Source organism: Streptomyces sp. W1SF4 (assembly GCF_003950035.1).
Taxonomy (GTDB): Bacteria; Actinomycetota; Actinomycetes; order Streptomycetales; family Streptomycetaceae; genus Streptomyces; species Streptomyces racemochromogenes.
This window is the reverse complement of record NZ_CP034350.1, coordinates 1,555,573-1,577,372: the sequence shown is the minus strand read 5'-3', so window position 1 is coordinate 1,577,372 and position 21,800 is coordinate 1,555,573. Positions and strand designations below refer to the sequence as shown.

Genomic DNA, 21,800 nt, shown 5'->3' with positions numbered 1-21,800 from the left:
TGTCCTTGTGCCGATCGAGCCCGAGGCGTTTCGATCAAGTCGTGCGGGGACCCACCAGCCAGCCATCGGAAGTACGGGAAGAGATGTCGGCACCGAACAAGTCGTACGACCCTGTCGAGGTCGAGGCACTGAAACCGGAAGAGATCGAGCGCATGCGGGACGAGGCGCTCGCCGCCTTCGCGTCCGCCGGCGACCTCGACGAGCTCCGCGAGGCGAAGACCGCGCACATGGGCGACCGCTCGCCCCTCGCGCTCGCCAACCGCGAGATCGGCGCCCTGCCGCCCCAGGCCAAGGCCGACGCGGGCAAGCGCGTCGGACAGGCCCGCGGCGCCGTGAACAAGGCCTTCGGGGCCCGCACGGTCCAGCTGGAGGCCGAGCGCGACGAGCGGGTGCTGGTCGAGGAGGCGGTGGACGTCACGCTGCCCTACGACCGCGTGCCCGCCGGCGCCCGCCACCCCCTGACCACGCTGATGGACCGCATCGCGGACATCTTCGTCGGCATGGGCTACGAGGTCGCGGAAGGACCCGAGGTCGAGGCGGAGTGGTTCAACTTCGACGCCCTCAACTTCACGCCCGACCACCCGGCGCGCCAGATGCAGGACACCTTCTTCGTCCAGGGCCCCAAGGGCACCGAGGGCGACGAGTCCGGCGTCGTGCTGCGCACCCACACCTCCCCGGTGCAGGCGCGCTCGCTGCTGGAGCGCAAGCCCCCCGTCTACATCGTCTGCCCCGGCCGCGTGTACCGCACCGACGAGCTCGACGCGACGCACACCCCGGTCTTCCACCAGGTCGAGCTGCTCGCCGTCGACGAGGGCCTGACCATGGCCGACCTCAAGGGCACCATCGACCACATGGTCAAGGAGCTCTTCGGGGAGCAGACCACCACCCGGCTGCGCCCGCACTTCTTCCCGTTCACCGAGCCGTCCGCCGAGATGGACATGCAGTGCTACGTCTGCCGCGGCGAGTCGGTGGGCAACCCCGACCGCCCCTGCCGCACCTGCTCCAGCGAGGGCTGGATCGAGCTCGGCGGCTGCGGCATGGTGAACCCGAAGGTGCTCACCGCCTGCGGCGTGGACCCGGAGAAGTACAGCGGGTTCGCCTTCGGCTTCGGCATCGAGCGGATGCTGATGTTCCGTCACAACGTTGAAGACATGCGAGACATGGTCGAGGGTGACGTGCGCTTCACCCGGCCGTTCGGGAGTGAGATCTGATGCGCGTCCCGCTTTCCTGGCTGCGGGAGTACGTCGACCTCCCCGCGGGCGAGACCGGCCGTGACGTGGCCGCCAAGCTGGTCGACGCCGGCCTCGAGGTCGAGACCGTCGAGACGCTCGGCGCCGGCCTCAAGGGCCCCCTCGTCGTCGGCCAGGTGCTGACCATCGAGGAGCTCGAGGGCTTCCGCAAGCCGATCCGCTTCTGCACGGTCGACGTCGGCACCGCCAACGGCACCGGCGAACCGCAGGAGATCGTCTGCGGCGCCCGGAACTTCTCCGTCGGCGACAAGGTCGTCGTGGTCCTGCCCGGCGCCGTCCTGCCCGGCGACTTCGCCATCGCCTCGCGCAAGACGTACGGCAAGACCTCCCACGGCATGATCTGCTCCGGCGAGGAGCTCGGCATGGGCGACGACGGCACGCACGGCATCATCGTGCTGCCGCCGGAGTACGAGCCCGGCACCGACGCGATCGAGCTGCTCCAGCTCGTCGACGAGGTCCTCGACATCGACATCACCCCGGACCGCGGCTACTGCATGTCCATGCGCGGTGTGGCCCGCGAGGCCGCCACCGCGTACGGCCTGCCGCTGCGCGACCCGGCGCTGCTCGACGTGCCCGCGCCGAACTCGTACGGCTACGCCGTGCAGATCTCCGACCCGGCCGGCTGCGACCGCTTCACCGCCCGCACGGTGACCGGCCTCGACCCCGAGGCGCGGTCCCCGATCTGGCTCACGCGCCGCCTCCAGAAGGCGGGCATGCGCCCGATCTCGCTGGCCGTCGACGTCACCAACTACGTGATGCTCGAGCTCGGCCAGCCGCTGCACGCCTACGACCGCGCGCGCCTCGACGGCGCGATCGGCGTCCGCCGTGCCGAGCAGGGCGAGAAGTTCACCACCCTCGACGGGGTCAAGCGCACCCTCGACGCCGAGGACCTGGTGATCACCGACAGCAGCGGCCCGATCGGGCTCGCCGGTGTCATGGGCGGCGCCAACACCGAGATCGCCGACTCCGTCACGGACCCCGAGACGGGCGTCGTCACCGGCACCACCGACGTGGTCATCGAGGCCGCGCACTTCGACTCCGTGTCGATCTCGCGCACCGCCCGCCGCCTGAAGCTCTCCTCCGAGGCCTCCAAGCGCTTCGAGCGGGGCGTCGACCCGCAGGCCGCCGCCGCGGCCGCGCAGCGGACCGTCGACCTCCTCGTGCTGCTCGCCGGCGGCACCGCGGAGGCCGGGGTCACCGAGCTCACCGCCCCGGGCGCGCCGCGCACCATCGCGATGAGCGCCGACCACCCGGACCGGGTCGCGGGCATGGACTACGGCCGCGAGACCGTCGTGCGCCGCCTCCAGGAGATCGGCTGCGACGTCTACGGCCAGGACGAGCTCGTCGTCACCGTCCCCTCGTGGCGGCCCGACCTCGCCGAACCCAACGACCTCGCCGAGGAGGTCATCCGGCTGGAGGGCTACGGGAACCTCCCGTCCACCCTCCCGCAGGTGCCCTCCGGCCGCGGCCTGACCGCGCGCCAGCAGCTCCACCGCCGGGTCGGCCGCGCCCTGGCCGGCGCCGGCTACGTCGAGGCGCTGAGCTACCCGTTCATCGGCGAGGCCGTCTTCGACCAGCTCCAGCTGCCCGCGCACGACGCGAGCCGCCAGGTCGTCAAGCTGGTCAACCCGCTGTCCGACGAGGAGCCGGCGCTGCGCACGACGCTGCTGCCGGGCCTGCTGGGCGCGCTGCGCCGCAACGACAGCCGGGGCAGCCACGACCTCGCGCTCTTCGAGACCGGCTCGGTCTTCCGCGCCGCCGCCGAGCCGGGCGTCGCCGTACGCCTGCCCGTCGACCGGCGCCCCACGGACGAGGAGGTCGCCACCCTCGACGCGGCCCTGCCCGCGCAGCCGCGGTACGCCGCGGTCGTGCTGGCCGGTGCGCGCGAGCAGGCCGGCTGGTGGGGCAAGGGTCGTCCGGCCGACTGGGCGGACGCCGTCCAGGCCGCCCGCGTGCTGGCCGTCGAGGCCGGCGCCGAGCTGGTCGTCCGCCAGGGCCAGTACGGCCCCTGGCACCCGGGCCGCTGCGCCGAGCTGGTCGTCACCCTCGACGGTGTCGAGCAGGTCATCGGCCACGCCGGCGAGCTGCACCCGCGCGTGGTCAAGGCGCTCGGCCTGCCGGCCCGCACCAGCGCCATGGAGCTCGACCTGGACCGCCTCGCAGCGGCCGGCGGCGAGGTCGTGCAGGCGCCCCGGATCTCCACCTTCCCGGTGGCGACCCAGGACGTCGCGCTGATCGTCGACTCGTCCGTCCCCGCCTCGGCGGTGGAGGACGCGCTGCGCAAGGGCGCCGGCGAACTGCTCGAGTCGCTGCGGCTGTTCGACGTCTTCACCGGTGAGCAGGTCGGCGAGGGCAAGAAGTCCCTCGCGTACGCGCTGCGCTTCCGCGCGGCCGACCGCACGCTGACCGCCGAGGAGTCGACGGCGGCGCGCGATGCCGCGGTGGCGCTGGCCGGCGAGCGGACCGGGGCGGTGCTGCGGGGCGCGTAGCGCTGCCGCTGGGCTGTACCGAGGGGCGCGTCCGGGATCCCGGGCGCGCCCCTCACCCGTTCGGGTGGGCCGGGGTGCCCTGCCGGGGCTCCGCCCCGGACCCCGCGCGGCCGCCGCCCGGCAGGCTGCCCTGCGGGGCTGTCCCCTACCCGCCCTTCGCCCGTTCCCTGGGGGCTCCGCCCCCAGACCCCCGCGCCTCACACGCCGGCGGGGCTGAAATCAGCCCCGCCGGCGTGTGAGGCGAGAACGGGTGAAGGGCGGGTAGGGGACCAGCCCCGCGCAGCGGTACGCCCGCGCGGCTGGGTGCGGGCGCACCGGTAGGGCGGCCCCGCCGCAGGCGCGGTGTCCCACGGCCGCGCGGCGACCGGTGCGGGTCCGCCCGGCCGGGGGGAGTGGTACGGCCCGGGCGGACCCGTGTCACCGGCGGAGCCGTTCCGGACCGGGCCGGTGGACGGACCCGGTACGGAACCGGCCCGGCCCCGGCGCGGCCCGGCGACCAACCGGACCGCGGCGGAGCCGTGGTGCGCCGCCCGCGCCCGCCATGGAGTGTCGGGCAGACAGCGGGGGCGGGCGGCGCGGGTGCCGGGTCGTCGCACTGTACGAGGGGGAGCCGACGACCGGGCGGCCTCCTTGGCGAGGCTCTTAAGTGAACCGCCCCGGGCCCCCCGAGCGGCAGGGTGCGCAACGCATTTATGCGCGCACTCGGTTCACACCCCGTGTGAAGGAAACCCGGAACGCCCCCGCGCGCACCGCTCAGCCACTAGCCTGAAGCGGACGAGCCCTTGGAGGGGCCCATGCAGCCCAATGCACTGCTCGACGCCCTCCTCGCCGAGGCGGGCATCTCCCACGCCGGACTCGCCGCGCATGTCAACCAGGCGGGCCGGTCCCGCGGACTCGCGCTGCGCTACGAACACACGGCGGTCTCCCGCTGGCTGAAGGGGCAGCGCCCCCGCGGCCAGGTGCCCGACCTGATCTGCGAGGTGCTGGGCGGGCGGCTGCGACGCCCCGTCGGGCTCGACGACATCGGGCTCGGGATCCCCGGCCGGCAGAGCCCGCACGGCACCCGGCTCAGCGGCTTCGTCGACCGTGCCACGGCCCTGTGGCGCTCCGACGAGCTGGGCCGGCCCGCACAGCTCACGGCGCAGGCCCTCACCGGCACCCCGGCCGTGATCCCGGTGTGGGAGTGGGAGAACCCGCCCGAGGACGCGGACGTGTCCCGGGTGGGGCGGCAGCGGATCGGGCCCGAGCACATCGAGGTCCTGCGGGCCGCCCGGGTGCACTACGAGCTGATGTACCGCCGGGCCGGCGGGATGGCCACCCGGGCGCGGATCGTGCGCTTCCTCGGCAGTGAGACCGCCCCGATGCTGCGCGGGACCTACTCCGACGAGATCGGCCGCCCGCTGCACCGGGCGACCGGCTCCCTGGTGGCGGTCGCGGGGATCTGCGCGTACGACTCCGACGCCCACGGCCTGGCCCAGCGCTACTTCCACCAGGCGCTGCGGCTCGCCAAGGCCAGCGGGGACCGGGGGCTCGGGGCGTACGTGATCGCCCTGCTCGTCAACCAGTCGCTGCACCTGAAGGAGTACCGCCAGGCCGTGGCCTTCGCGGAGGCCGCGCTGCGCGCCGCCGGCCCGGACACCACGCCGGCGCTGGGCGCCGACCTGTACGCGATGCAGGCCAAGGCCTACGCGCAACTCGGCGACGCCGCAGCCGCGTTGGCGTGCATCCGGCGCGCCGAGGCGGCCGCCGAGCGGATCAGACCCGGCACCGAGCCCGCCGAGACCGGCTACGTCCAGCCTGGGCTGGTCAACGTACAGGTGGCGGAGGCCCTGTTGAGCCTCGGGGACCTGGCGGGGGCGCACGAGCAGGCGGCCGAGGCGGTGGGGACGCCGGCGCACGACCGGGGGCGGGTGCACCGCCTCGCGATGCTGTGCGAGATCCAGCTGCGGCAGGGGGAGGCCGACCGGGCGGTGGCCTCGGCGGCCGAAATGGCCGAGCGGGCCAAGGGGATGGAGTCGCTGCGCCTGCGGGACCGGCTGCGAGCCGTCCGGGAGCAGCTGCTGAGCAGCGGGTGCTCCGGTGCGCAGGAGACCGCGTACCTCATCGACGGGGCGCTGCGCGTTCCCCTGTGAGGGCGTCTGCTGCTGCCATGTTGCCACCAACGGATGCGGAAGGTGGCATTACCGTGCAGTGGACGAACCTGAGTGAGCAGACCGTGTACAAGAACCGCTGGTTCGATGTGAACCTCGCGGACGTGGAACTCCCCGACGGCCGGCACCTGGACCACTTCGTCATCCGGCTGCGGCCGGTCGCCGTCGCCACGGCCGTCAACGAGGCCGACGAGGTGCTGCTGCTGTGGCGGCACCGGTTCATCACCGGCAGCTGGGGCTGGGAGCTGCCCGCCGGGGTGGTCGAGGACGGGGAGACGGTGGAGGCGGCGGCCGCGCGGGAGATGGAGGAGGAGTCGGGCTGGCGGCCCGGCCCGCTCCACCACCTGATGACCGTGGAGCCCTCCAACGGCCTGACCGACGCCCGCCACCACCTCTACTGGGCGGACGGGGCCTCCTACGTGGGCGAACCCGAGGACGCCTTCGAGTCCTCGCGCCGGGAGTGGGTCCCGCTGAAGCTGGTGCCGGACATGATCGCGCGCGGGGAGGTCCCGGCCGCCAACATGGCGGCCGGGCTCCTCCTGCTGCACCACCTGAGGCTGAACCGCCCCTAGGCGTTCCCGGCCTCAGCCGTACGGGTAGAAGCCCGAGCCCGTCTTGCGGCCCAGGCGGCCCGCGTCGACCATGCGCTGGAGCAGCGGGGGAGCGGCGTACAGGGGCTCCTTGTACTCCGCGTACATCGATTCGGCGATCGACACGATGGTGTCCAGGCCGATCAGGTCGGACAGCTTGAGCGGGCCCATCGGGTGGGCGCAGCCCAGCTCCATGCCGTTGTCGATGTCCTCGCGGCTCGCGATGCCCGACTCGAACATCCGGATCGCGGACAGCAGGTACGGCACCAGCAGCGCGTTGACGACGAAGCCGGACCGGTCCTGGGCGCGGACGGCGTGCTTGTTCAGCACGTCCCGCACCAGGGCCTCGGACCGCTTGACGGTGTCCTCGCTCGTCGTCAGCGCCGGGATCAGCTCGACGAGCCGCTGCACGGGCGCCGGGTTGAAGAAGTGGATGCCGATGACCTGGTCGGGCCGCGAGGTCGCCACGGCCAGCTTGACCAGCGGGATCGAGGAGGTGTTGGAGGCGAGGATCGCGTCCGGGCGCGTGATCACCTGGTCCAGGACCTGGAAGATCTCCGTCTTGACCTGCTCGTTCTCGACGACGGCCTCGATGACGAGGTCGCGGTCGGCGAACTCGCCGAGGTCGGTGGTGAAGGTGAGCCGGCCCAGGGTGGCGTCCCGCTCCTCCTCGCTGATCTTGCCGCGTTCGGCGGCCTTGGTCAGCGAGTTGTGCAGCCGGGTGCGCCCGATCTCCAGGGCCTCCCCGGTGGTCTCGGCGACCTTCACCTCAAGACCGCTGCGGGCGCACACCTCCGCGATGCCCGCGCCCATCTGGCCACAGCCCACCACGCCGACCCTGGTGATGTCGGTCGGGAGGGTAGAGAGGTCCGTCACATCGTGCCTTTCGCTGCTCATCCATCGCGGGTCCCCCGTGTTCGGCAGTGGTAACTGCATCCCGGCGCCCGCCACGCCCCCCGACGTTACTCCCGCGTTGCCCCCGTCGGCGGCCCGGGGCGGGGCATGCTGTGCCCACGCAGAGGATTGTCACGGAGAGGAACGGAGTCGTCACATGGCGCACATCGGACGGCGGGGACTGCTGGCGGGGGCGGCGGGAGTGCTGGCCACGACGGCCGCGGGCCCGGCGGCGGCGGGGGCCGCGGAGCCCGGGGCGGCAGCGGCGGTACGGGAGCCGGCCGGGCCACCGGGGGTGCGCCCGGCGCGGACGCCCGCCGGCGGCCGCGCGGGGGCCGCGGAGTTCCGGGGGATGTGGATCGCGACCGTACAGAACGTCGACTGGCCCTCCGAGAGCGGACTGTCCGCGCGGGAACAGCGGGCGGAGCTGGTCGGGCTCCTCGACACGGCGGTGGCGCGCCGCCTCAACACGGTCATCCTCCAGGTCCGCCCGGCCGCCGACGCGTTCTGGCCGTCGACGCGGGAGCCCTGGTCGCAGTGGCTGACCGGGACGCAGGGCAAGGACCCGGGCTGGGACCCGCTGGGCACGGCCGTCACCGAGGCGCACGCGCGCGGGCTGGAGCTGCACGCCTGGTTCAACCCGTACCGGGTGGCCAACCACACGGACCGCTCCCGGCTCGCGGCCTCGCACCCGGCCCGCCGCAATCCGGACTGGACCGTCGCCTACGGCGGGAAGCTGTACTACAACCCGGGGGTGCCCGAGGTGCGGGCCTTCGTCCAGGAGGCGATGCTCGACGCCGTCAACCGCTACCCGGTCGACGCGGTGCACTGGGACGACTACTTCTATCCGTACCCCGTCGCGGGCGAGTACTTCGACGACGACGACGCCTTCGCGGAGCACGGCGGCGCCTTCACCTCCCGTGCCGCCTGGCGCCGCGACAACACCGACACCCTCGTGCGCGAGATGTCGCAGAAGCTGCGGGGGCGCAGCCCGGCGGTCCGCTTCGGCATCAGCCCGTTCGCGGTGTGGCGCAACCAGGGCACCGACCGGCTCGGCTCTGCGACCCGGGCCCTGCAGACGTACGACGACCTCTACGCGGACACCCGCAAGTGGGTCCTGCGGGGCTGGGTCGACTACGTCGTCCCGCAGGCGTACTGGCACATCGGGTACGCGGCGGCCGACTACGCGGAGGTCGTGCGCTGGTGGGCGAAGACGGTCGCCGGCACCGGGGTGGACCTGTACGTGGGCGAGGCGCTGTACCGCTGCGACGCCCGCAGCTCCACCGCGGCCTGGCGCGACCCCGCCGAGCTGTCGCGGCACCTGACCCTCGCCGCGCGGTACGCGGAGGTCCGCGGCCACGCGTACTTCTCGGGGAAGTACGTGGTCGCGGACCCCAATGGTGCGCTGGCCAGGGTCGTCGCCGACCACTATCCGACGGCCGTGCCGCCGCGCTGACTCAGTGCCAGGTGGGGGACTTGCCCTCGGGCTCGTCCGGGTGGCGGACGACGCAGTCGGGGCCGGGGGACATGACGGCGTCGTGCCCGTCCGGGAAGTGGACCCGGTACGGGGGGGCGCCGTTCTCGCCCAGGACCTCGACGATCTCGCCCACCCTGTCGTGCTGGCCCACGATCCTGCCGTGCTGCACCAGCTGGTCGCCCTCGGTCGCGCGCATCTGCTGACCTCCTCGGAACCGGTCCGATCCGGTGCCAGTAGTTTAGGCCGTTCCGAGGCTATTTGACCCGTTGGGTCACGGTGATGCAGACGAGGACCGCGCAGGCGGCCAGCGGTGTGGCCGGTGACAGGTGCTCCCCGAGCAGCGCCACCGACCACACCAGGGTCAGCAGCGGCTGGGCGAGCTGGAGCTGGCTGGCGCGCGCGGTGCCGATCTCGGCCATGCCCCGGTACCAGACGTAGAGGCCGAAGAAGTTCGAGCCCGCCGCCACCCACACCAGACCGGTCACCCCGTGCCAGGTGAGGTGCACCGGCTCGGACGCCAGCGCGAACGCGGCGCCGGCCAGGCTCAGGGGCAGGCACAGCACCAGCGCCCAGCCGATCACCTGCCAGCCGGGCACCGAGCGGGCCAGCCGGCCGCCCTCGGTGTAGCCGGCCGCGCACACCAGCAGGGCCCCGAAGAGGTAGGCGTCGCCGGCGGAGGGGGTGCCGCCGCTCTGCGCCAGGGTGAAGGCCAGGATCACCACGGCCCCGGCGACGGCGGCGGCCCAGAAGCGGCCCGAGGGGCGGTTGCCCGTGCGCAGGGCCGAGAAGGCGGCGGTGGTCAGCGGCAGCAGCCCCACCACGACGGCGGCGTGCGAGGTGGTGGAGGTCCGCAGGGCCAGCGTGGTCAGCAGCGGGAAGCCCACCACCACGCCGCCCGCCACCACGGCGAGCCCGGCCCAGTGCTCCCGGGCCGGCAGCGGCACCCGCCCGGCCAGCAGGAAGGCGCCCGCGACGGCGGCCGCCAGGACGCTGCGCAGCGCGACGAGGGACCAGGGGCCGAAGCTCTCCAGACCCCAGGCGGTGGCGGGGAAGGTCAGCGAGAAGGCGACCACCCCGAGCAGGGCGAGGGCGGTGCCGCTGCGCGCGGCGGTCCGGTGGCCCACCGGCTGCACCGCTATCGAGGCCGGGCGAGTAGCGCTATTCTGTGCTGTCATGTACGAGCGTAGCAGCGTGGCAGAACTGGCAGAATCCCTTCGATCGGAACTCGACCGCTACCCGGCAGGTGGAAAGCTCCCGTCGAGCCGGGCCATGGTCGAGCGCTACCGGGTCAGCCCCGTCACCGTCTCCAGGGCCCTCGCGCAGCTCGCCGCCGAGGGGCTCGTCGTCACCCGGCCCGGCGCGGGCGCCTTCCGCGCCCGCCCGCGGACGAGCGGCCCCGCGCCCGGTGACACCTCCTGGCAGGAGGTCGCCCTCAGCGCCGAGGGCGCCGGGGACGTCGTCCCCCGCTCCGTGGACGCCAGCGGCGTCGCGAACTCCCTCGCCGTACCGCCCGCCGGGGTCATCGAGCTCAACGGCGGCTACCTGCACCCCACCCTCCAGCCCGAGCGGGCCATGGCGGCGGCCCTGGCCCGCGCCGGACGCCGGCCCGGGGCCTGGGGGCGGCCGCCCATGGAGGGGCTGCCCGAGCTGCGCGACTGGTTCGCCCGCGAGATCGGCGGCGCCGTCGGCTCGGTCGGCGCCGCCGACGTGCTGATCACCGCCGGCGGGCAGAGCGCCCTGACCACCGCCGTACGGGCGCTCGCCCCACCCGGCGCGCCGATCCTGGTCGAATCGCCCACCTACCCCGGGCTGCTGGCCATCGCCCGCGCCTCCGGCTGCCGGCCGGTACCCGTCCCGGTCGACGCCGACGGGGTCCGGCCGGAGCTGCTGGCCGCCGCCTTCGAAGCCACCGGCGCACGGGTCTTCGTATGCCAGCCGCTGTTCCAGAACCCGACCGGCGCCGTGCTGTCCGCCGCGCGCCGCACCGAGGTGCTGCGCATCGCGCGGGCCGCCGGGGCCTTCGTCATCGAGGACGACTACGCGCGCAACCTCGCCCACGAGGACGCCGGCCCGCTGCCCGCGACGCTCGCCGCCCAGGACTGCGACGGGGTCGTCGTCCACGTCCGGTCCCTGACCAAGGCCACCTCGGCCAGCCTGCGCGTCGGCGCGCTCGCCGCCCGGGGCCCGGTCCTGGACCGGCTGCGGGCCATCCAGGTCGTCGACAGCTTCTTCGTGCCCCGCCCCCTCCAGGAGGCCGCCCTCGAACTCGTCGGAGCCCCCGCCTGGCCGCGCCACCTGCGGGCCGTCGCCGCCGAGCTGCGCCACCGCCGCGAGGTCCTCGCCGGCGCCCTGCGGCGGGAGCTGCCCGGCGCCGAACTCACCCACCTGCCCACGGGCGGCTTCCAGCTCTGGGTGCGCCCCGGCGGGGACGGCGACGACGCCGCGTTCACGGCGGCCGCCCTGCGCGCCGGAGTGGCGGTCACCCCGGGCCGCCCGTACTTCTGCGCCGAACCGCCCGCCGCGCACGTCCGGTTGAGCTTCGCCGGGGTGTCGGGGCCGGGGGAGCTGGTGGAGGCCGTGCAGCGGCTGCGGGGCGGGCTGCCCGGGGAACTGCTCGGGGGCCGGGCCGGCGGCCGGGCCGGAGGGCCGGGAGGGGGGCCGGGCGGGGGCGCGTAAACCCCGTTGAGGCGCCGGGGGAGCCGCCCTAGCCTGCGGGTATGACCGAGATCGAGATCACCTCCCTGGCCGTCCGCCCCGAACTGGCCCCCCGCCTCTGGGACATGGAGGACTCCTGGCCCGAGTTCTCCCAGCACGACCCGATCGCCTGGCTGCTCTACCCGCGCCTGGTGGCCGAGTTCCCCGAGTACGTCTTCATCGCCACCGACGGCGACGAGGTCGTGTCCCGGGCCTTCAGCGTCCCCTTCGCGCTGCACACCCCCGAGCGCGGCGGGCAGCTGCCCGGCCAGGGCTGGGACCGGGTCCTGATGTGGGCCTTCTCCGACCGGCGGCGGGGCGTCCGGCCGGACACGGTCAGCGCCCTGGAGATCTCGGTCGCCCGCGGCCGGCAGGGCGAGGGCCTTTCCGGCCGGATGCTCACCGCCATGCGCGAAGGAGCCCGCGCGGCCGGGTTCACCGAGGTCGTGGCGCCGGTCCGGCCGAGCGGGAAGCCCGCCGAGCCGCAGACCCCGATGGCGGAGTACGCGTACCGCACCCGCGAGGACGGCCTGCCGTACGACCCGTGGCTGCGGGTCCACGTCCGGGCGGGGGCGGTGATCGACTCCGTGGCCCCGGTGTCGATGACCATCAGCGGCACCCTCGACGAGTGGCGCCGGTGGACCGGACTCCCCTTCGACACCCCGGGCCCGGTCCACGTCCCCGGGGCGCTCAGCACCGTCCACTGCGACCCGGAGCACGACCGCGCGGTCTACGTGGAGCCGAACGTCTGGGTCCGCCACCCGCTCGCCGCCGCCCCGGCGGTCTCCGCGTGATCGCGGTCCGCGCCGCCGGCCCGGGCGACGGCGACGCCCTCGGCGAGATCCACGCCGCCGCCTGGGAGGCCGCGTACGCGCCCTTCTTCGCGCCGGAGTTCGCCGCCGAGGGCGTCCGCAGCCGCCGCACCCGCTGGCACGCGCGCCTCGCCGAGGACCCCCGGACGCTGCTGCTGGCCGAGGCGGACGGCCGGCCCCTGGCCATGTCCTGGTCCCGCGCCTCCGGGACCCGGCCGGGCCTCGCCGAGATCCTCAGCTTCTACGCCCACCCCGACGGCTGGGGCACCGGCGTCGCCCCGGCCCTGATGGAGGCGACGCTGGCCCGGCTGAGCGCGGACGGCTTCCCCCGCGCCCACCTGTGGACCCTGCGGGACACTCCGCGCTCCCGCCGCTTCTACGCCAAGTGCGGCTTCGCCGGGACCGGACAGGTGCGGGCCACGGACTTCGGCGACGGCCACCCGCTTGAGCAGGTCGAGTACGAGCGGGAGTGTTGAGTCAGGACCCCTTTCGGACAGGGCGGCGGCGACCGGGAAGGCTTTGCATAAAACTGCATAGGTACGTATAGTCATGCCATCGAGGAGGAGGGTCCGATGGTGGTACGTGTAGCGGTGGCCGGAGCGAGCGGATACGCGGGCGGTGAAGTCCTGCGCCTGCTGCTCTCGCACCCCGAGGTCGAGATCGGCGCGCTGACCGGCCACTCCAACGCCGGACAGGCCTTCGGCCCGCTTCAGCCGCACCTTCTCCCGCTCGCCGGACGGACCCTGGAGGCGACCACGCCCGAGGTCCTCGCCGGCCACGACGTGGTGTTCCTCGCCCTGCCGCACGGCCAGTCCGCAGCCGTCGCCGCCCGGCTCGGCGACGACGTCCTCGTCGTCGACATGGGCGCCGACCACCGGCTGAAGGACTCCGCCGACTGGGACCGGTTCTACGGCGCCCCGCACGCCGGCACCTGGCCCTACGGGCTCCCCGAGCTCCCCGGCGGCCGCGCCGCCCTCGCCGGCACCCGGCGCATCGCCGTCCCCGGCTGCTTCCCGACCGCCGTCTCCCTCGCTCTCTACCCCGCCTACCAGGCGCGGCTCGCCGGACCCGAGGCCGTGATCGTCGCCGCCACCGGCACCTCCGGCGCCGGCAAGGCCCTCAAGGCGAACCTGCTCGGCTCCGAGGTCATGGGCACCGTGACCCCCTACGGCGTCGGCGGCGGCCACCGGCACACCCCCGAGATGGTGCAGAACCTCTCCCCGCTCGCCGGGGAGCGCGTCTCGGTCTCCTTCACCCCGCACCTCGTGCCCATGGCGCGCGGCATCCTCGCGACCTGCTCCGCCAGGGCCCTGCCCGGCACCACGGCCGAGTCGCTGCGCGCCGCGTACGAGAAGGCCTACGCCGACGAGCCCTTCGTCCGGCTCCTGCCCGAGGGCCAGTGGCCCACCACCAAGGCGGTGTACGGCTCCAACGCCGTCCACGTCCAGGTCGCGTACGACGGCTCCGCCCAGCGGATCATCGCCATCAGCGCGATCGACAACCTCACCAAGGGCACCGCCGGCGGTGCGGTGCAGAGCATGAACATCGCCCTCGGGCTCCCCGAGGCGCTGGGTCTTTCCACGATGGGAGTGGCGCCGTGAGCGTGACGGCTGCACAGGGATTCACGGCGGCGGGCATCGCCGCCGGGATCAAGGCGAACGGCAACCCCGACCTGGCCCTCGTGGTCAACAACGGGCCGCGACTGGCCGCCGCGGGCGTCTTCACCTCCAACCGCGTCAAGGCCGCCCCCGTGCGCTGGTCCGAGCAGGTCCTGCGCGGCGGGACCGTCAGCGCCGTCGTCCTCAACTCCGGCGGCGCCAACGCCTGCACCGGCCCCAAGGGCTTCCAGGACACCCACGCCACCGCCGAGAAGGTCGCGGCCACCCTCAACGAGCAGGATCCCGGCGGCGAGCACAACGCCGGCGAGATCGCCGTCGCCTCCACCGGCCTGATCGGCGTCCTGCTCCCCATGGACAAGCTGCTCCCCGGCATCGAGACGGCCGCCGCCGCCCTCTCCGCCGACGGCGGCGAGGACGCGGCCATCGCCATCAAGACCACCGACACCGTCCACAAGACCGCCACCGTCTCCGGGGGGTCCCCCCGCCCGGAGGGTGGGGGAGGCTGGACGGTCGGCGGCATGGCCAAGGGCGCGGGCATGCTCGCCCCGGGCCTGGCCACCATGCTCGTCGTCCTCACCACCGACGCCGACCTCGACAGCGCCACCCTCGACAAGGCGCTGCGCGACGCCACCCGCACCACCTTCGACCGGGTCGACTCCGACGGCTGCATGTCCACCAACGACACCGTGCTGCTGCTCGCCTCCGGCGCCAGTGGCCAGGTACCCGCGTACGAGGCCTTCGCCGACGCCGTACGGACGGTCTGCGACGACCTCGCCCGCCAGTTGATCGGCGACGCCGAGGGGGCCAGCAAGGACATCCGCATCGAGGTCATCGGCGCGGCCAGCGAGCAGGACGCGGTCGAGGTCGGCCGGTCCATCGCCCGCAACAACCTGCTCAAGTGCGCCATCCACGGCGAGGACCCCAACTGGGGCCGCGTCCTGTCCGCCATCGGCACCACCGGGGCGGCCTTCGACCCGGACCGGCTGAACGTCGCCATCAACGGCGTCTGGGTCTGCAAGAACGGCTCCGTCGGCGAGGACCGCGACCTGGTGAGCATGAAGGACCGCGAGGTCCACATCACCGCTGACCTGTCCACCGGCTCCGAGTCGGCGGTCATCTGGGCCAACGACCTGACGGCCGAGTACGTCCACGAGAACAGCGCCTACAGCTCATGAGCACCGCGAGGCGCCACACCGCGCTCCCCAAGGCCGAGATCCTCATCGAGGCGCTGCCCTGGCTCACCCGCCACAACGGCAAGATCGTCGTCATCAAGTTCGGCGGCAACGCCATGATCGACGAGGACCTGAAGGCGGCCTTCGCCCAGGACGTCGTCTTCCTGCGCCAGGCCGGCCTGCGGCCCGTCGTCGTCCACGGCGGCGGCCCGCAGATCAACGCCCAGCTCGACAAGCAGGGCCTGGTCAGCGAGTTCAAGGCCGGCCTGCGGGTCACCACCCCGGAGGCCATGGACGTCGTACGCATGGTCCTGGCGGGCCAGGTCCAGCGCGAGCTGGTCGGCCTGCTCAACCAGCACGGGCCGCTCGCCGTCGGCATGACCGGCGAGGACGCCCACACCATCACCGCCACCAAGCACACCCCGCGGATCGGCGGCGAAGCCGTCGACATCGGCCGGGTCGGCGAGATCACCGCCATCGACACCGGCGCGATCGAGGCCCTGCTCGCCGACGGCCGGATCCCGGTCATCTCCTCCATCGCGCGCAGCGCCGACGACGGCCACGTGTACAACGTGAACGCCGACACGGCCGCCGCCGCGCTGGCCGCCGCGCTCGGCGCGGAGACGCTGATGGTCCTCACCGACGTCGAGGGTCTCTACGCGGACTGGCCCAACAGCGACGAGGTCATCAGCCGGCTCACCGTCAGCGAGCTGGAGAAGCTGCTGCCCGAGCTGTCCAGCGGCATGGTGCCGAAGATGGAGGGCTGCCTGCACGCCGTGCGCGGCGGCGTCAGCACGGCCCGGGTGATCGACGGGCGGGTCCAGCACTCGATCCTGCTGGAGATCTTCACCGACGAGGGAATCGGCACGATGGTCGTGCCCGACGGACAGGGAGGGGACGGTACGTGAGCGCCAACCAGGGGACGGCCGGTCAGGAGACCGGCAACGAGCGCTACGCCGCCCGCTGGAAGGGGGCGCTGGCCAACAACTACGGCACCCCCGCGCTGGCCCTCGTACGCGGTGAGGGCGCGCAGGTCTGGGACGCGGACGGCAAGCGGTACACCGACTTCGTCGGCGGCATCGCGGTCAACGCCCTCGGCCACGCCCACCCGGCGGTCGTCTCCGCCGTGACCGAGCAGATCACCACCCTCGGCCACGTCTCCAACCTCTACGCCTCCGAGCCCGTCCTCGCGCTCGGCGAGCGGCTGCTCCAGCTCTTCGGCCGCGAGGGGCGCGTGTTCTTCTGCAACTCCGGTGCCGAAGCGGTCGAGGCCGTGTACAAGATCGGTCGGCTCACCGGGCGGACCCACATGGTCGCCACCACCGGCGGCTTCCACGGCCGGACCATGGGAGCCCTGGCCCTCACCGGCCAGCCCGGCAAGCAGGAGCCCTTCCTTCCGCTGCCCGGCGAGGTGACGCACGTCCCCTACGGCGACGTGGAGGCCCTGCGCGCCGCCGTCACCGAGGAGACCGCCTTCGTCCTCATCGAGCCCGTCCAGGGCGAGAACGGCGTGGTCGTCCCGCCGGCCGGCTACCTGACGGCCGCCCGCGAGATCACCCGCGCCACCGGGACGCTGCTCGCCCTCGACGAGGTGCAGACCGGCATCGGCCGCTGCGGCAGCTGGTTCGAGTACCAGCAGCACGAGGGCGTCGAGCCCGACCTCGTCACGCTCGCGAAGGGCCTCGGCGGCGGCCTGCCCCTCGGCGCGGTGGCCGCCTTCGGCCCGGCCGCGGACCTGCTCCAGCCTGGCCAGCACGGCACCACCTTCGGCGGCAACCCCGTCGCCTGCGCCGCCGGCCTCGCCGTGATCGACACCATCGCGGCCGAGGGACTCCTCGACCGGGTCAAGGCCCGGGGCGAGCGCCTGCGCTCCGGAATCGAATCCTCCGGTCACCGGCTGGTCTCCCACGTCCGCGGGTCCGGCCTGTTGCTGGGTATCGTGCTGACGGAGCCGCTCGCGCCGAAGGTGCAGCTCGCGGCCCAGCAGGCCGGATTCCTGGTCAACGCGCCCGCCCCCGACGTGGTACGGCTGATGCCGCCGTTCGTCATCGCCGAGGCAGAGGTGGACGCGTTCGTCCGGGCACTTCCCGGCATCCTCGACGAAGCGGGACGATCCGGAGAATGAGACGACGATGAGCCAGGCGCAGGAACCCGAGCAGAACGGCGGCCCCTCCGTCCCGCAGACCCGCACCGCCCGCCACCGCCGGATCGTGGACATCCTCAACCGGCAGCCGGTCCGCTCCCAGAGCCAGCTGGCCAAACTGCTCGCGGACGACGGGCTGAGCGTCACCCAGGCGACGCTCTCCCGCGACCTCGACGAGCTGGGCGCGGTCAAGATCCGCAACACCGGCGGCGAGCTGATCTACGCGGTCCCCAGCGAGGGCGGCTTCCGCACCCCGCAGGCCCCGCTCGGCGAGTCGGCCAAGGAGGAGCGCATGCGGCGCCTCTCCGGCGAACTGCTGATCTCGGCGGAGGCCTCCGCGAACCTCGTGGTCCTGCGCACCCCGCCCGGCGCGGCCCAGTTCCTCGCCTCGGCGATCGACCAGGCCGAACTCCACGCCATCCTCGGCACCATCGCGGGCGACGACACCCTGATGCTCATCAGCCGCGACCCGGCCGGCGGCCAGGCCCTGGCCGACCACCTCCTGCGGCTGGCGCAGAAGGAGGGCTAGGCCCTCCTCCGCCGCGCCCCCTCAGTACCGGGTCACGGCCAGCGGGCCGGTCTCCGTGCCGATCGCGATGTGCGGGCGGCGGCGGGGATCGGCCCAGCGCAGCAGCTCGCGCATGGCGCCACGGGGGACGGAGACGCAGCCGGCCGTGGCGCCCCTGCCGTCCACGTGCAGGAAGATGCCCGCGCCGCGGCCGCGCACCGGCTCGTCGTAGTTGAAGCCGATGACCAGGGCGTGCGCGTACTGCCGCGCGTACGTCACCAGGTGCTCGGACTCGCCCGGCGCGCAGTCGGCGGGCAGCGGCTCCGTCCACCGGTTGTAGGCGGCCGAGGCGTTGTCCTGGCACCACCACGAACGGTCCGTCACCCTGCGGTACCGGTACGCCGTTCCGACCGGGGCGTGCGCGATGCCGAAGGCGTACGGCAGGTCGTACAGGCCCGCCGGGGTGGTGTCGGTGCCCTGGATCCGGGTCGTGCCCTCGGTCAGGCCGTTCGCCCCGAAGCGGGCCGGGGCGCTGCCCGCCTCGAACCAGCGGCCCGCACGCCGGTCCCACCAGGTCAGCACCCCGGTCGTGGACCCGGGCGCCGGGGCGACGGCGGTGATCAGCTGGCTCCCGCCGCCGGTGTCGGCGAGCCGGGCCGGCAGCGGGTCCGGACCGTAGGGGAAGAGGCCGGCGAGGATCAGCGAGCCCGTGAGCAGGGCGGTACGCAGCACACCCCAGACGGTACGGCCGACGGGCGCGGCCGCCGCGCAGGCAGGCCGTGGCGGGGTGTCACAGCAGCCGCAGCCGGCGGACGTCCAGGACCTGGGCCGCCCGCGCCAGCAGGGCGCCGAGCTCCGCCTGGTGCGCCTCCCCTTCGCCCAGGGTGCTGAGCCAGTTCCAGTCGAGCACGGTGCTGCGCGCGTACAGGCCCAGCACCGGGTCCGGGTCCGTCATCATGGCGACACAGGCCCGCAGTTCGGCGCTCCCGCCCCGGCCGCGCAGCAGCCGGAACGCCGCCCTGCGGGTGTGCGGCGGCCACTCGGGGCCGGTCCGGTCCGCCAGCGCGGCGGAGTCCAGCCGCTCGGCCACGCCCAGCAGGCCGAGCGCGGCCTCGCGGGACACCGAGGCGGACGGGTCCTCCAGCATCCCGAGCAGCACCGCGTCCTCGACCACCAGGCCCAGCCCGCGCAGCCCCGCCAGGGCGGTGGCCCGCACCGGCCCCTCGGGGTGGTCCAGCAGGGCGCGCAGCAGCGGCCCGTCGGCCCGCCCGGCCACCTCCCGGAAGCCGGCCACCGCGTACCGGGTCACCCGCTGCCGGTCCGTGACGAGCCCGCGGTAGTGCGCGTACGGGTCACCGCCGTCCTGGCGCAGCAGCCAGCGGGCGCAGGCCCGCACCTGGCCGGCCCGGTCCGCGAGGTGGTCCGCCGCCTCGGCCGCCCGCCCGGCCCGGCGCAGGGCGGTCACCCCGGCGGCCCGGACGGGCGCGGAGCGGGAGCCGAGCAGGATGTCGACGGCCCGGTCGTCCGGCCCGCCGGCGGCCATCGCCGCCAGGGCGGCGTCGGTCCACGTCCGGGCGGTCACCGGATCGCCCTCGGCGGCGGCCCGCCGGGCCAGCTCCCGCGTTCCGTACTGCCCGCAGGCCACGGCGACGCGGGCGGCGAAGCGGCGCGTCGGCCGGTCGGCGCTGCCCGCCAGGCGCTCGAGCATGGCCTCGCGCTGCGCGGCGGTCAGCGAGTTCCGGCTCCAGGTCGTCGAGGGCAGCCCGGGGCGCCACCACGCCGCGAGGAGGGAGTACCGGCCGCTCAGGGCGGCCTCCAGCTGCTCCACGGCCCAGCCTCCGTGCTCGCGTCCGGCCAGCCGCAGGGCGAGCGGGACGAGTGCCGTCAGCACCCGGGCGGGGTCGTCCGCCACCGGCCGGTTCAGCGCCCGGCGGGCCCGGTCCCGATTGCGGACGGGGTGTCGGGCCACCGCCCGGCCGAGCACCCTGCGGGCGCGGTCGCGGACCTGGGGGACCCAGTCGGCGCACCGGATCACCAGGAGCTCCAGGGGCGGGTTGCGCCACGCGGCGAGCGCGGCCATGCGTACCCGTCCGTCGGGGTGGCACAGCCGGGCCTCCAGCCGGCCGCCGCCCTCGGGGGTGGGGCGGCAGCGCAGGAGGCGGCGCACCTCCCGGTCGAAGCCGGTCCAGGCGTCCGGGCCGTTCCCGGCGAGCAGGGCGGCCGCCGGGGACTCGTGCCCCTCCAGCAGACCGGCGGCCGCGTTGCGCCCCCATGACTCGTCCTCGGCGGCGCTCCACATGTGCCCTCCCCAGGGTCGTTCCGCTCGCGTGATCGTAGACGGCGGCAGCCGGTTCACGCCCTCGATATACGGGCTGGTCAGCGGTGGGGCACCGGACCTCGATTGACGAAACATACGGAGCAATGCATAGTTATGCCTACACCCCGGCCGGTCGCGCGTCGCATCGCGCCGTGAATCGTTTGACGCTGTACCGAGACGGCCTCCCCGCTTCCTGCGCGGCGGGGAGACCGCCGCACCACCACCCTCAGAGGAGCAGTAGCTGTGAGCAGCAACAACGGTGACGTCCGGCTCTGGGGCGGCCGGTTCGCCGACGGCCCGTCCGAGGCCCTCGCGAAGCTGTCCGCGTCGGTCCACTTCGACTGGCGCCTCGCGCCGTACGACATCGCCGGCTCGCGCGCCCACGCCCGGGTGCTCGCCAAGGCGGGCCTGCTCACGGCCGAGGAGCTCGACCGCATGATCGCGGGCCTCGACCGGCTTGAGGCGGACGTCGCCGACGGCTCCTTCACCGGCACCGTCGCCGACGAGGACGTCCACACCGCCCTGGAGCGCGGCCTGCTGGAGCGGCTCGGCCCCGACCTCGGCGGCAAGCTGCGCGCCGGCCGCTCCCGCAACGACCAGGTGGCCACCCTCTTCCGGATGTACCTGCGCGACCACGCGCGGATCATCGGCGGACTGCTCGCCGACCTCCAGGACGCGCTGGTCGGCCTCGCCGAGGCGCACCCGGACACGGCGATGCCGGGCCGTACGCACCTCCAGCACGCGCAGCCCGTCCTGTTCGCCCACCACGTCCTGGCCCACGTCCAGTCCCTGTCCCGGGACGCGGAGCGGCTGCGGCAGTGGGACACCCGCACGGCGGTCTCCCCGTACGGGTCGGGCGCCCTCGCGGGCTCCTCGCTCGGCCTGGACCCGGAGGCGGTCGCGGCCGACCTGGGCTTCGAGCGGGGCTCGGTCGGCAACTCGATCGACGGCACGGCCTCGCGGGACTTCGTCGCCGAGTTCGCGTTCGTCACCGCGATGATCGGGATCAACCTGTCCCGGATCGCGGAGGAGATCATCCTGTGGAACACGAAGGAGTTCTCCTTCGTCACCCTCCACGACGCCTTCTCCACCGGCTCCTCGATCATGCCGCAGAAGAAGAACCCGGACATCGCGGAGCTGGCGCGCGGCAAGTCGGGCCGCCTCATCGGCAACCTGACCGGCCTGCTGGCCACCCTCAAGGCGCTGCCGCTGGCCTACAACCGGGACCTCCAGGAGGACAAGGAGCCGGTCTTCGACTCCTGCGACACCCTGGAGGTGCTGCTGCCGGCCTTCACCGGGATGATGGCCACCCTCACGGTCAACCGGGAGCGGATGGAGGAGCTGGCGCCGGCGGGCTTCTCCCTCGCCACCGACATCGCCGAGTGGCTGGTCAAGCAGGGCGTGCCCTTCCGGGTCGCGCACGAGGTCGCCGGCGAGTGCGTCAAGGAGTGCGAGGCGCTCGGCATCGAGCTGGACGAGCTCACGGACGAGCAGTTCGCGAAGATCTCGGAGCACCTGACCCCGCAGGTCCGCACCGTCCTCAACGTGCCCGGTGCCCTCGCCTCCCGCAACGGCCGGGGCGGCACCGCCCCCTCGGCGGTCGCGGTCCAGCTCACCGAGCTGAAGGCGGACCTGGTCATCCAGCACGCCTGGGCGGTCCACAAGCAGTAGCCGTGGCGCCCGGA

General features: G+C 74.2%; 19 protein-coding genes. 14 read left to right on the top strand and 5 right to left on the bottom strand.

All coding sequences use genetic code 11. The features are described 5' to 3' along the window. The first annotated feature begins 83 nt into the window (after nucleotides 1-83). The 4 genes from pheS to D1J60_RS07450 all read left to right on the top strand — a co-directional run bounded on the left by pheS (nucleotide 84) and on the right by D1J60_RS07450 (nucleotide 6,461). The gene (pheS, locus tag D1J60_RS07465) at nucleotides 84-1,211 is read left to right on the top strand and encodes a phenylalanine--tRNA ligase subunit alpha (protein WP_125600644.1); all 1,128 of its coding nucleotides are present in this window, start codon (nucleotides 84-86) and stop codon (nucleotides 1,209-1,211) included. Beyond that, nucleotides 1,211-3,739 (top strand): phenylalanine--tRNA ligase subunit beta, encoded by a 2,529-nt coding sequence (gene pheT / locus D1J60_RS07460; protein ID WP_125600640.1) that lies wholly within the window; start codon nucleotides 1,211-1,213, stop codon nucleotides 3,737-3,739. Before pheS ends, pheT begins: the two co-directional genes overlap by 1 nt. Before the next feature lie 794 nt (nucleotides 3,740-4,533). Beyond that, nucleotides 4,534-5,871 carry a transcriptional regulator gene (locus D1J60_RS07455; protein WP_125820578.1) on the top strand — a complete coding sequence of 446 codons (1,338 nt, stop codon included), beginning with the start codon at nucleotides 4,534-4,536 and terminating at the stop codon, nucleotides 5,869-5,871. A gap of 53 nt (nucleotides 5,872-5,924) precedes the next feature. After that, nucleotides 5,925-6,461, top strand: a complete 537-nt coding sequence (locus tag D1J60_RS07450) for an NUDIX domain-containing protein (RefSeq protein WP_125600665.1) — start codon at nucleotides 5,925-5,927, stop codon at nucleotides 6,459-6,461. Between the two features lie 12 nt (nucleotides 6,462-6,473). Here D1J60_RS07450 and D1J60_RS07445 read toward each other — a convergent pair whose 3' ends face one another. Next, on the bottom strand, nucleotides 6,474-7,376 hold the full coding sequence (locus tag D1J60_RS07445; RefSeq protein ID WP_125600634.1) for a 3-hydroxybutyryl-CoA dehydrogenase: 903 nt from the start codon (nucleotides 7,374-7,376) through the stop codon (nucleotides 6,474-6,476). 154 nt (nucleotides 7,377-7,530) lie between these two features. On the opposite strand from D1J60_RS07445, the gene D1J60_RS07440 reads away from it, so the two are divergent. After that, nucleotides 7,531-8,829 carry a family 10 glycosylhydrolase gene (locus tag D1J60_RS07440; protein WP_125820577.1) on the top strand — a complete coding sequence of 433 codons (1,299 nt, stop codon included), beginning with the start codon at nucleotides 7,531-7,533 and terminating at the stop codon, nucleotides 8,827-8,829. Between the two features lies 1 nt (nucleotide 8,830). Here the strand turns inward: D1J60_RS07440 and D1J60_RS07435 are convergent, their stop codons facing one another. Both D1J60_RS07435 and D1J60_RS07430 read right to left on the bottom strand, forming a co-directional pair. Further along, a complete protein-coding gene (locus D1J60_RS07435) occupies nucleotides 8,831-9,046 on the bottom strand; it encodes a DUF1918 domain-containing protein (RefSeq protein ID WP_125820576.1) in 216 nt (71 codons plus the stop codon). Between the two features lie 58 nt (nucleotides 9,047-9,104). Further along, on the bottom strand, nucleotides 9,105-10,025 hold the full coding sequence (locus tag D1J60_RS07430; protein WP_125820575.1) for a DMT family transporter: 921 nt from the start codon (nucleotides 10,023-10,025) through the stop codon (nucleotides 9,105-9,107). Here D1J60_RS07430 and D1J60_RS07425 point away from each other — a divergent pair. From D1J60_RS07425 to D1J60_RS07390, 8 genes are all read left to right on the top strand, one after another. Further along, entirely contained in the window at nucleotides 10,024-11,526 is a 1,503-nt protein-coding gene (locus D1J60_RS07425) for a PLP-dependent aminotransferase family protein (protein ID WP_206436494.1), read from the top strand. The two genes, D1J60_RS07430 and D1J60_RS07425, sit on opposite strands and share 2 nt — an antisense overlap. 41 nt (nucleotides 11,527-11,567) lie before the next feature. Next, nucleotides 11,568-12,338, top strand: coding sequence for an N-acetyltransferase (locus D1J60_RS07420; RefSeq protein ID WP_125820574.1), 771 nt, complete (start codon nucleotides 11,568-11,570; stop codon nucleotides 12,336-12,338). Beyond that, entirely contained in the window at nucleotides 12,335-12,832 is a 498-nt protein-coding gene (locus D1J60_RS07415) for a GNAT family N-acetyltransferase (protein WP_125820573.1), read from the top strand. Before D1J60_RS07420 ends, D1J60_RS07415 begins: the two co-directional genes overlap by 4 nt. A gap of 96 nt (nucleotides 12,833-12,928) precedes the next feature. Next, the gene (gene argC, locus D1J60_RS07410; protein ID WP_125603672.1) at nucleotides 12,929-13,957 is read left to right on the top strand and encodes an N-acetyl-gamma-glutamyl-phosphate reductase; all 1,029 of its coding nucleotides are present in this window, start codon (nucleotides 12,929-12,931) and stop codon (nucleotides 13,955-13,957) included. Beyond that, nucleotides 13,954-15,150, top strand: a complete 1,197-nt coding sequence (gene argJ, locus D1J60_RS07405; protein ID WP_125820572.1) for a bifunctional glutamate N-acetyltransferase/amino-acid acetyltransferase ArgJ — start codon at nucleotides 13,954-13,956, stop codon at nucleotides 15,148-15,150. Before argC ends, argJ begins: the two co-directional genes overlap by 4 nt. Beyond that, on the top strand, nucleotides 15,147-16,055 hold the full coding sequence (gene argB, locus D1J60_RS07400; protein ID WP_125820571.1) for an acetylglutamate kinase: 909 nt from the start codon (nucleotides 15,147-15,149) through the stop codon (nucleotides 16,053-16,055). Before argJ ends, argB begins: the two co-directional genes overlap by 4 nt. Beyond that, the gene (locus D1J60_RS07395) at nucleotides 16,052-17,272 is read left to right on the top strand and encodes an acetylornithine transaminase (RefSeq protein WP_125820570.1); all 1,221 of its coding nucleotides are present in this window, start codon (nucleotides 16,052-16,054) and stop codon (nucleotides 17,270-17,272) included. The genes argB and D1J60_RS07395 overlap by 4 nt, the downstream gene beginning before the upstream one ends. A gap of 7 nt (nucleotides 17,273-17,279) precedes the next feature. Further along, on the top strand, nucleotides 17,280-17,819 hold the full coding sequence (locus tag D1J60_RS07390) for an arginine repressor (RefSeq protein WP_007263124.1): 540 nt from the start codon (nucleotides 17,280-17,282) through the stop codon (nucleotides 17,817-17,819). A 21-nt stretch (nucleotides 17,820-17,840) separates the two neighbouring features. Here D1J60_RS07390 and D1J60_RS07385 read toward each other — a convergent pair whose 3' ends face one another. Both D1J60_RS07385 and D1J60_RS07380 read right to left on the bottom strand, forming a co-directional pair. Continuing rightward, the gene (locus tag D1J60_RS07385) at nucleotides 17,841-18,530 is read right to left on the bottom strand and encodes a L,D-transpeptidase family protein (protein ID WP_125597266.1); all 690 of its coding nucleotides are present in this window, start codon (nucleotides 18,528-18,530) and stop codon (nucleotides 17,841-17,843) included. 58 nt (nucleotides 18,531-18,588) lie between these two features. Continuing rightward, nucleotides 18,589-20,097: a hypothetical protein gene (locus tag D1J60_RS07380; protein WP_125820569.1), complete on the bottom strand. Its 1,509-nt coding sequence runs from the start codon at nucleotides 20,095-20,097 to the stop codon at nucleotides 18,589-18,591. A 261-nt stretch (nucleotides 20,098-20,358) separates the two neighbouring features. Between D1J60_RS07380 and argH the strand changes: the two genes are divergently transcribed. Next, nucleotides 20,359-21,786, top strand: a complete 1,428-nt coding sequence (gene argH, locus D1J60_RS07375) for an argininosuccinate lyase (protein WP_125820568.1) — start codon at nucleotides 20,359-20,361, stop codon at nucleotides 21,784-21,786. Nucleotides 21,787-21,800 lie beyond the last annotated feature (14 nt).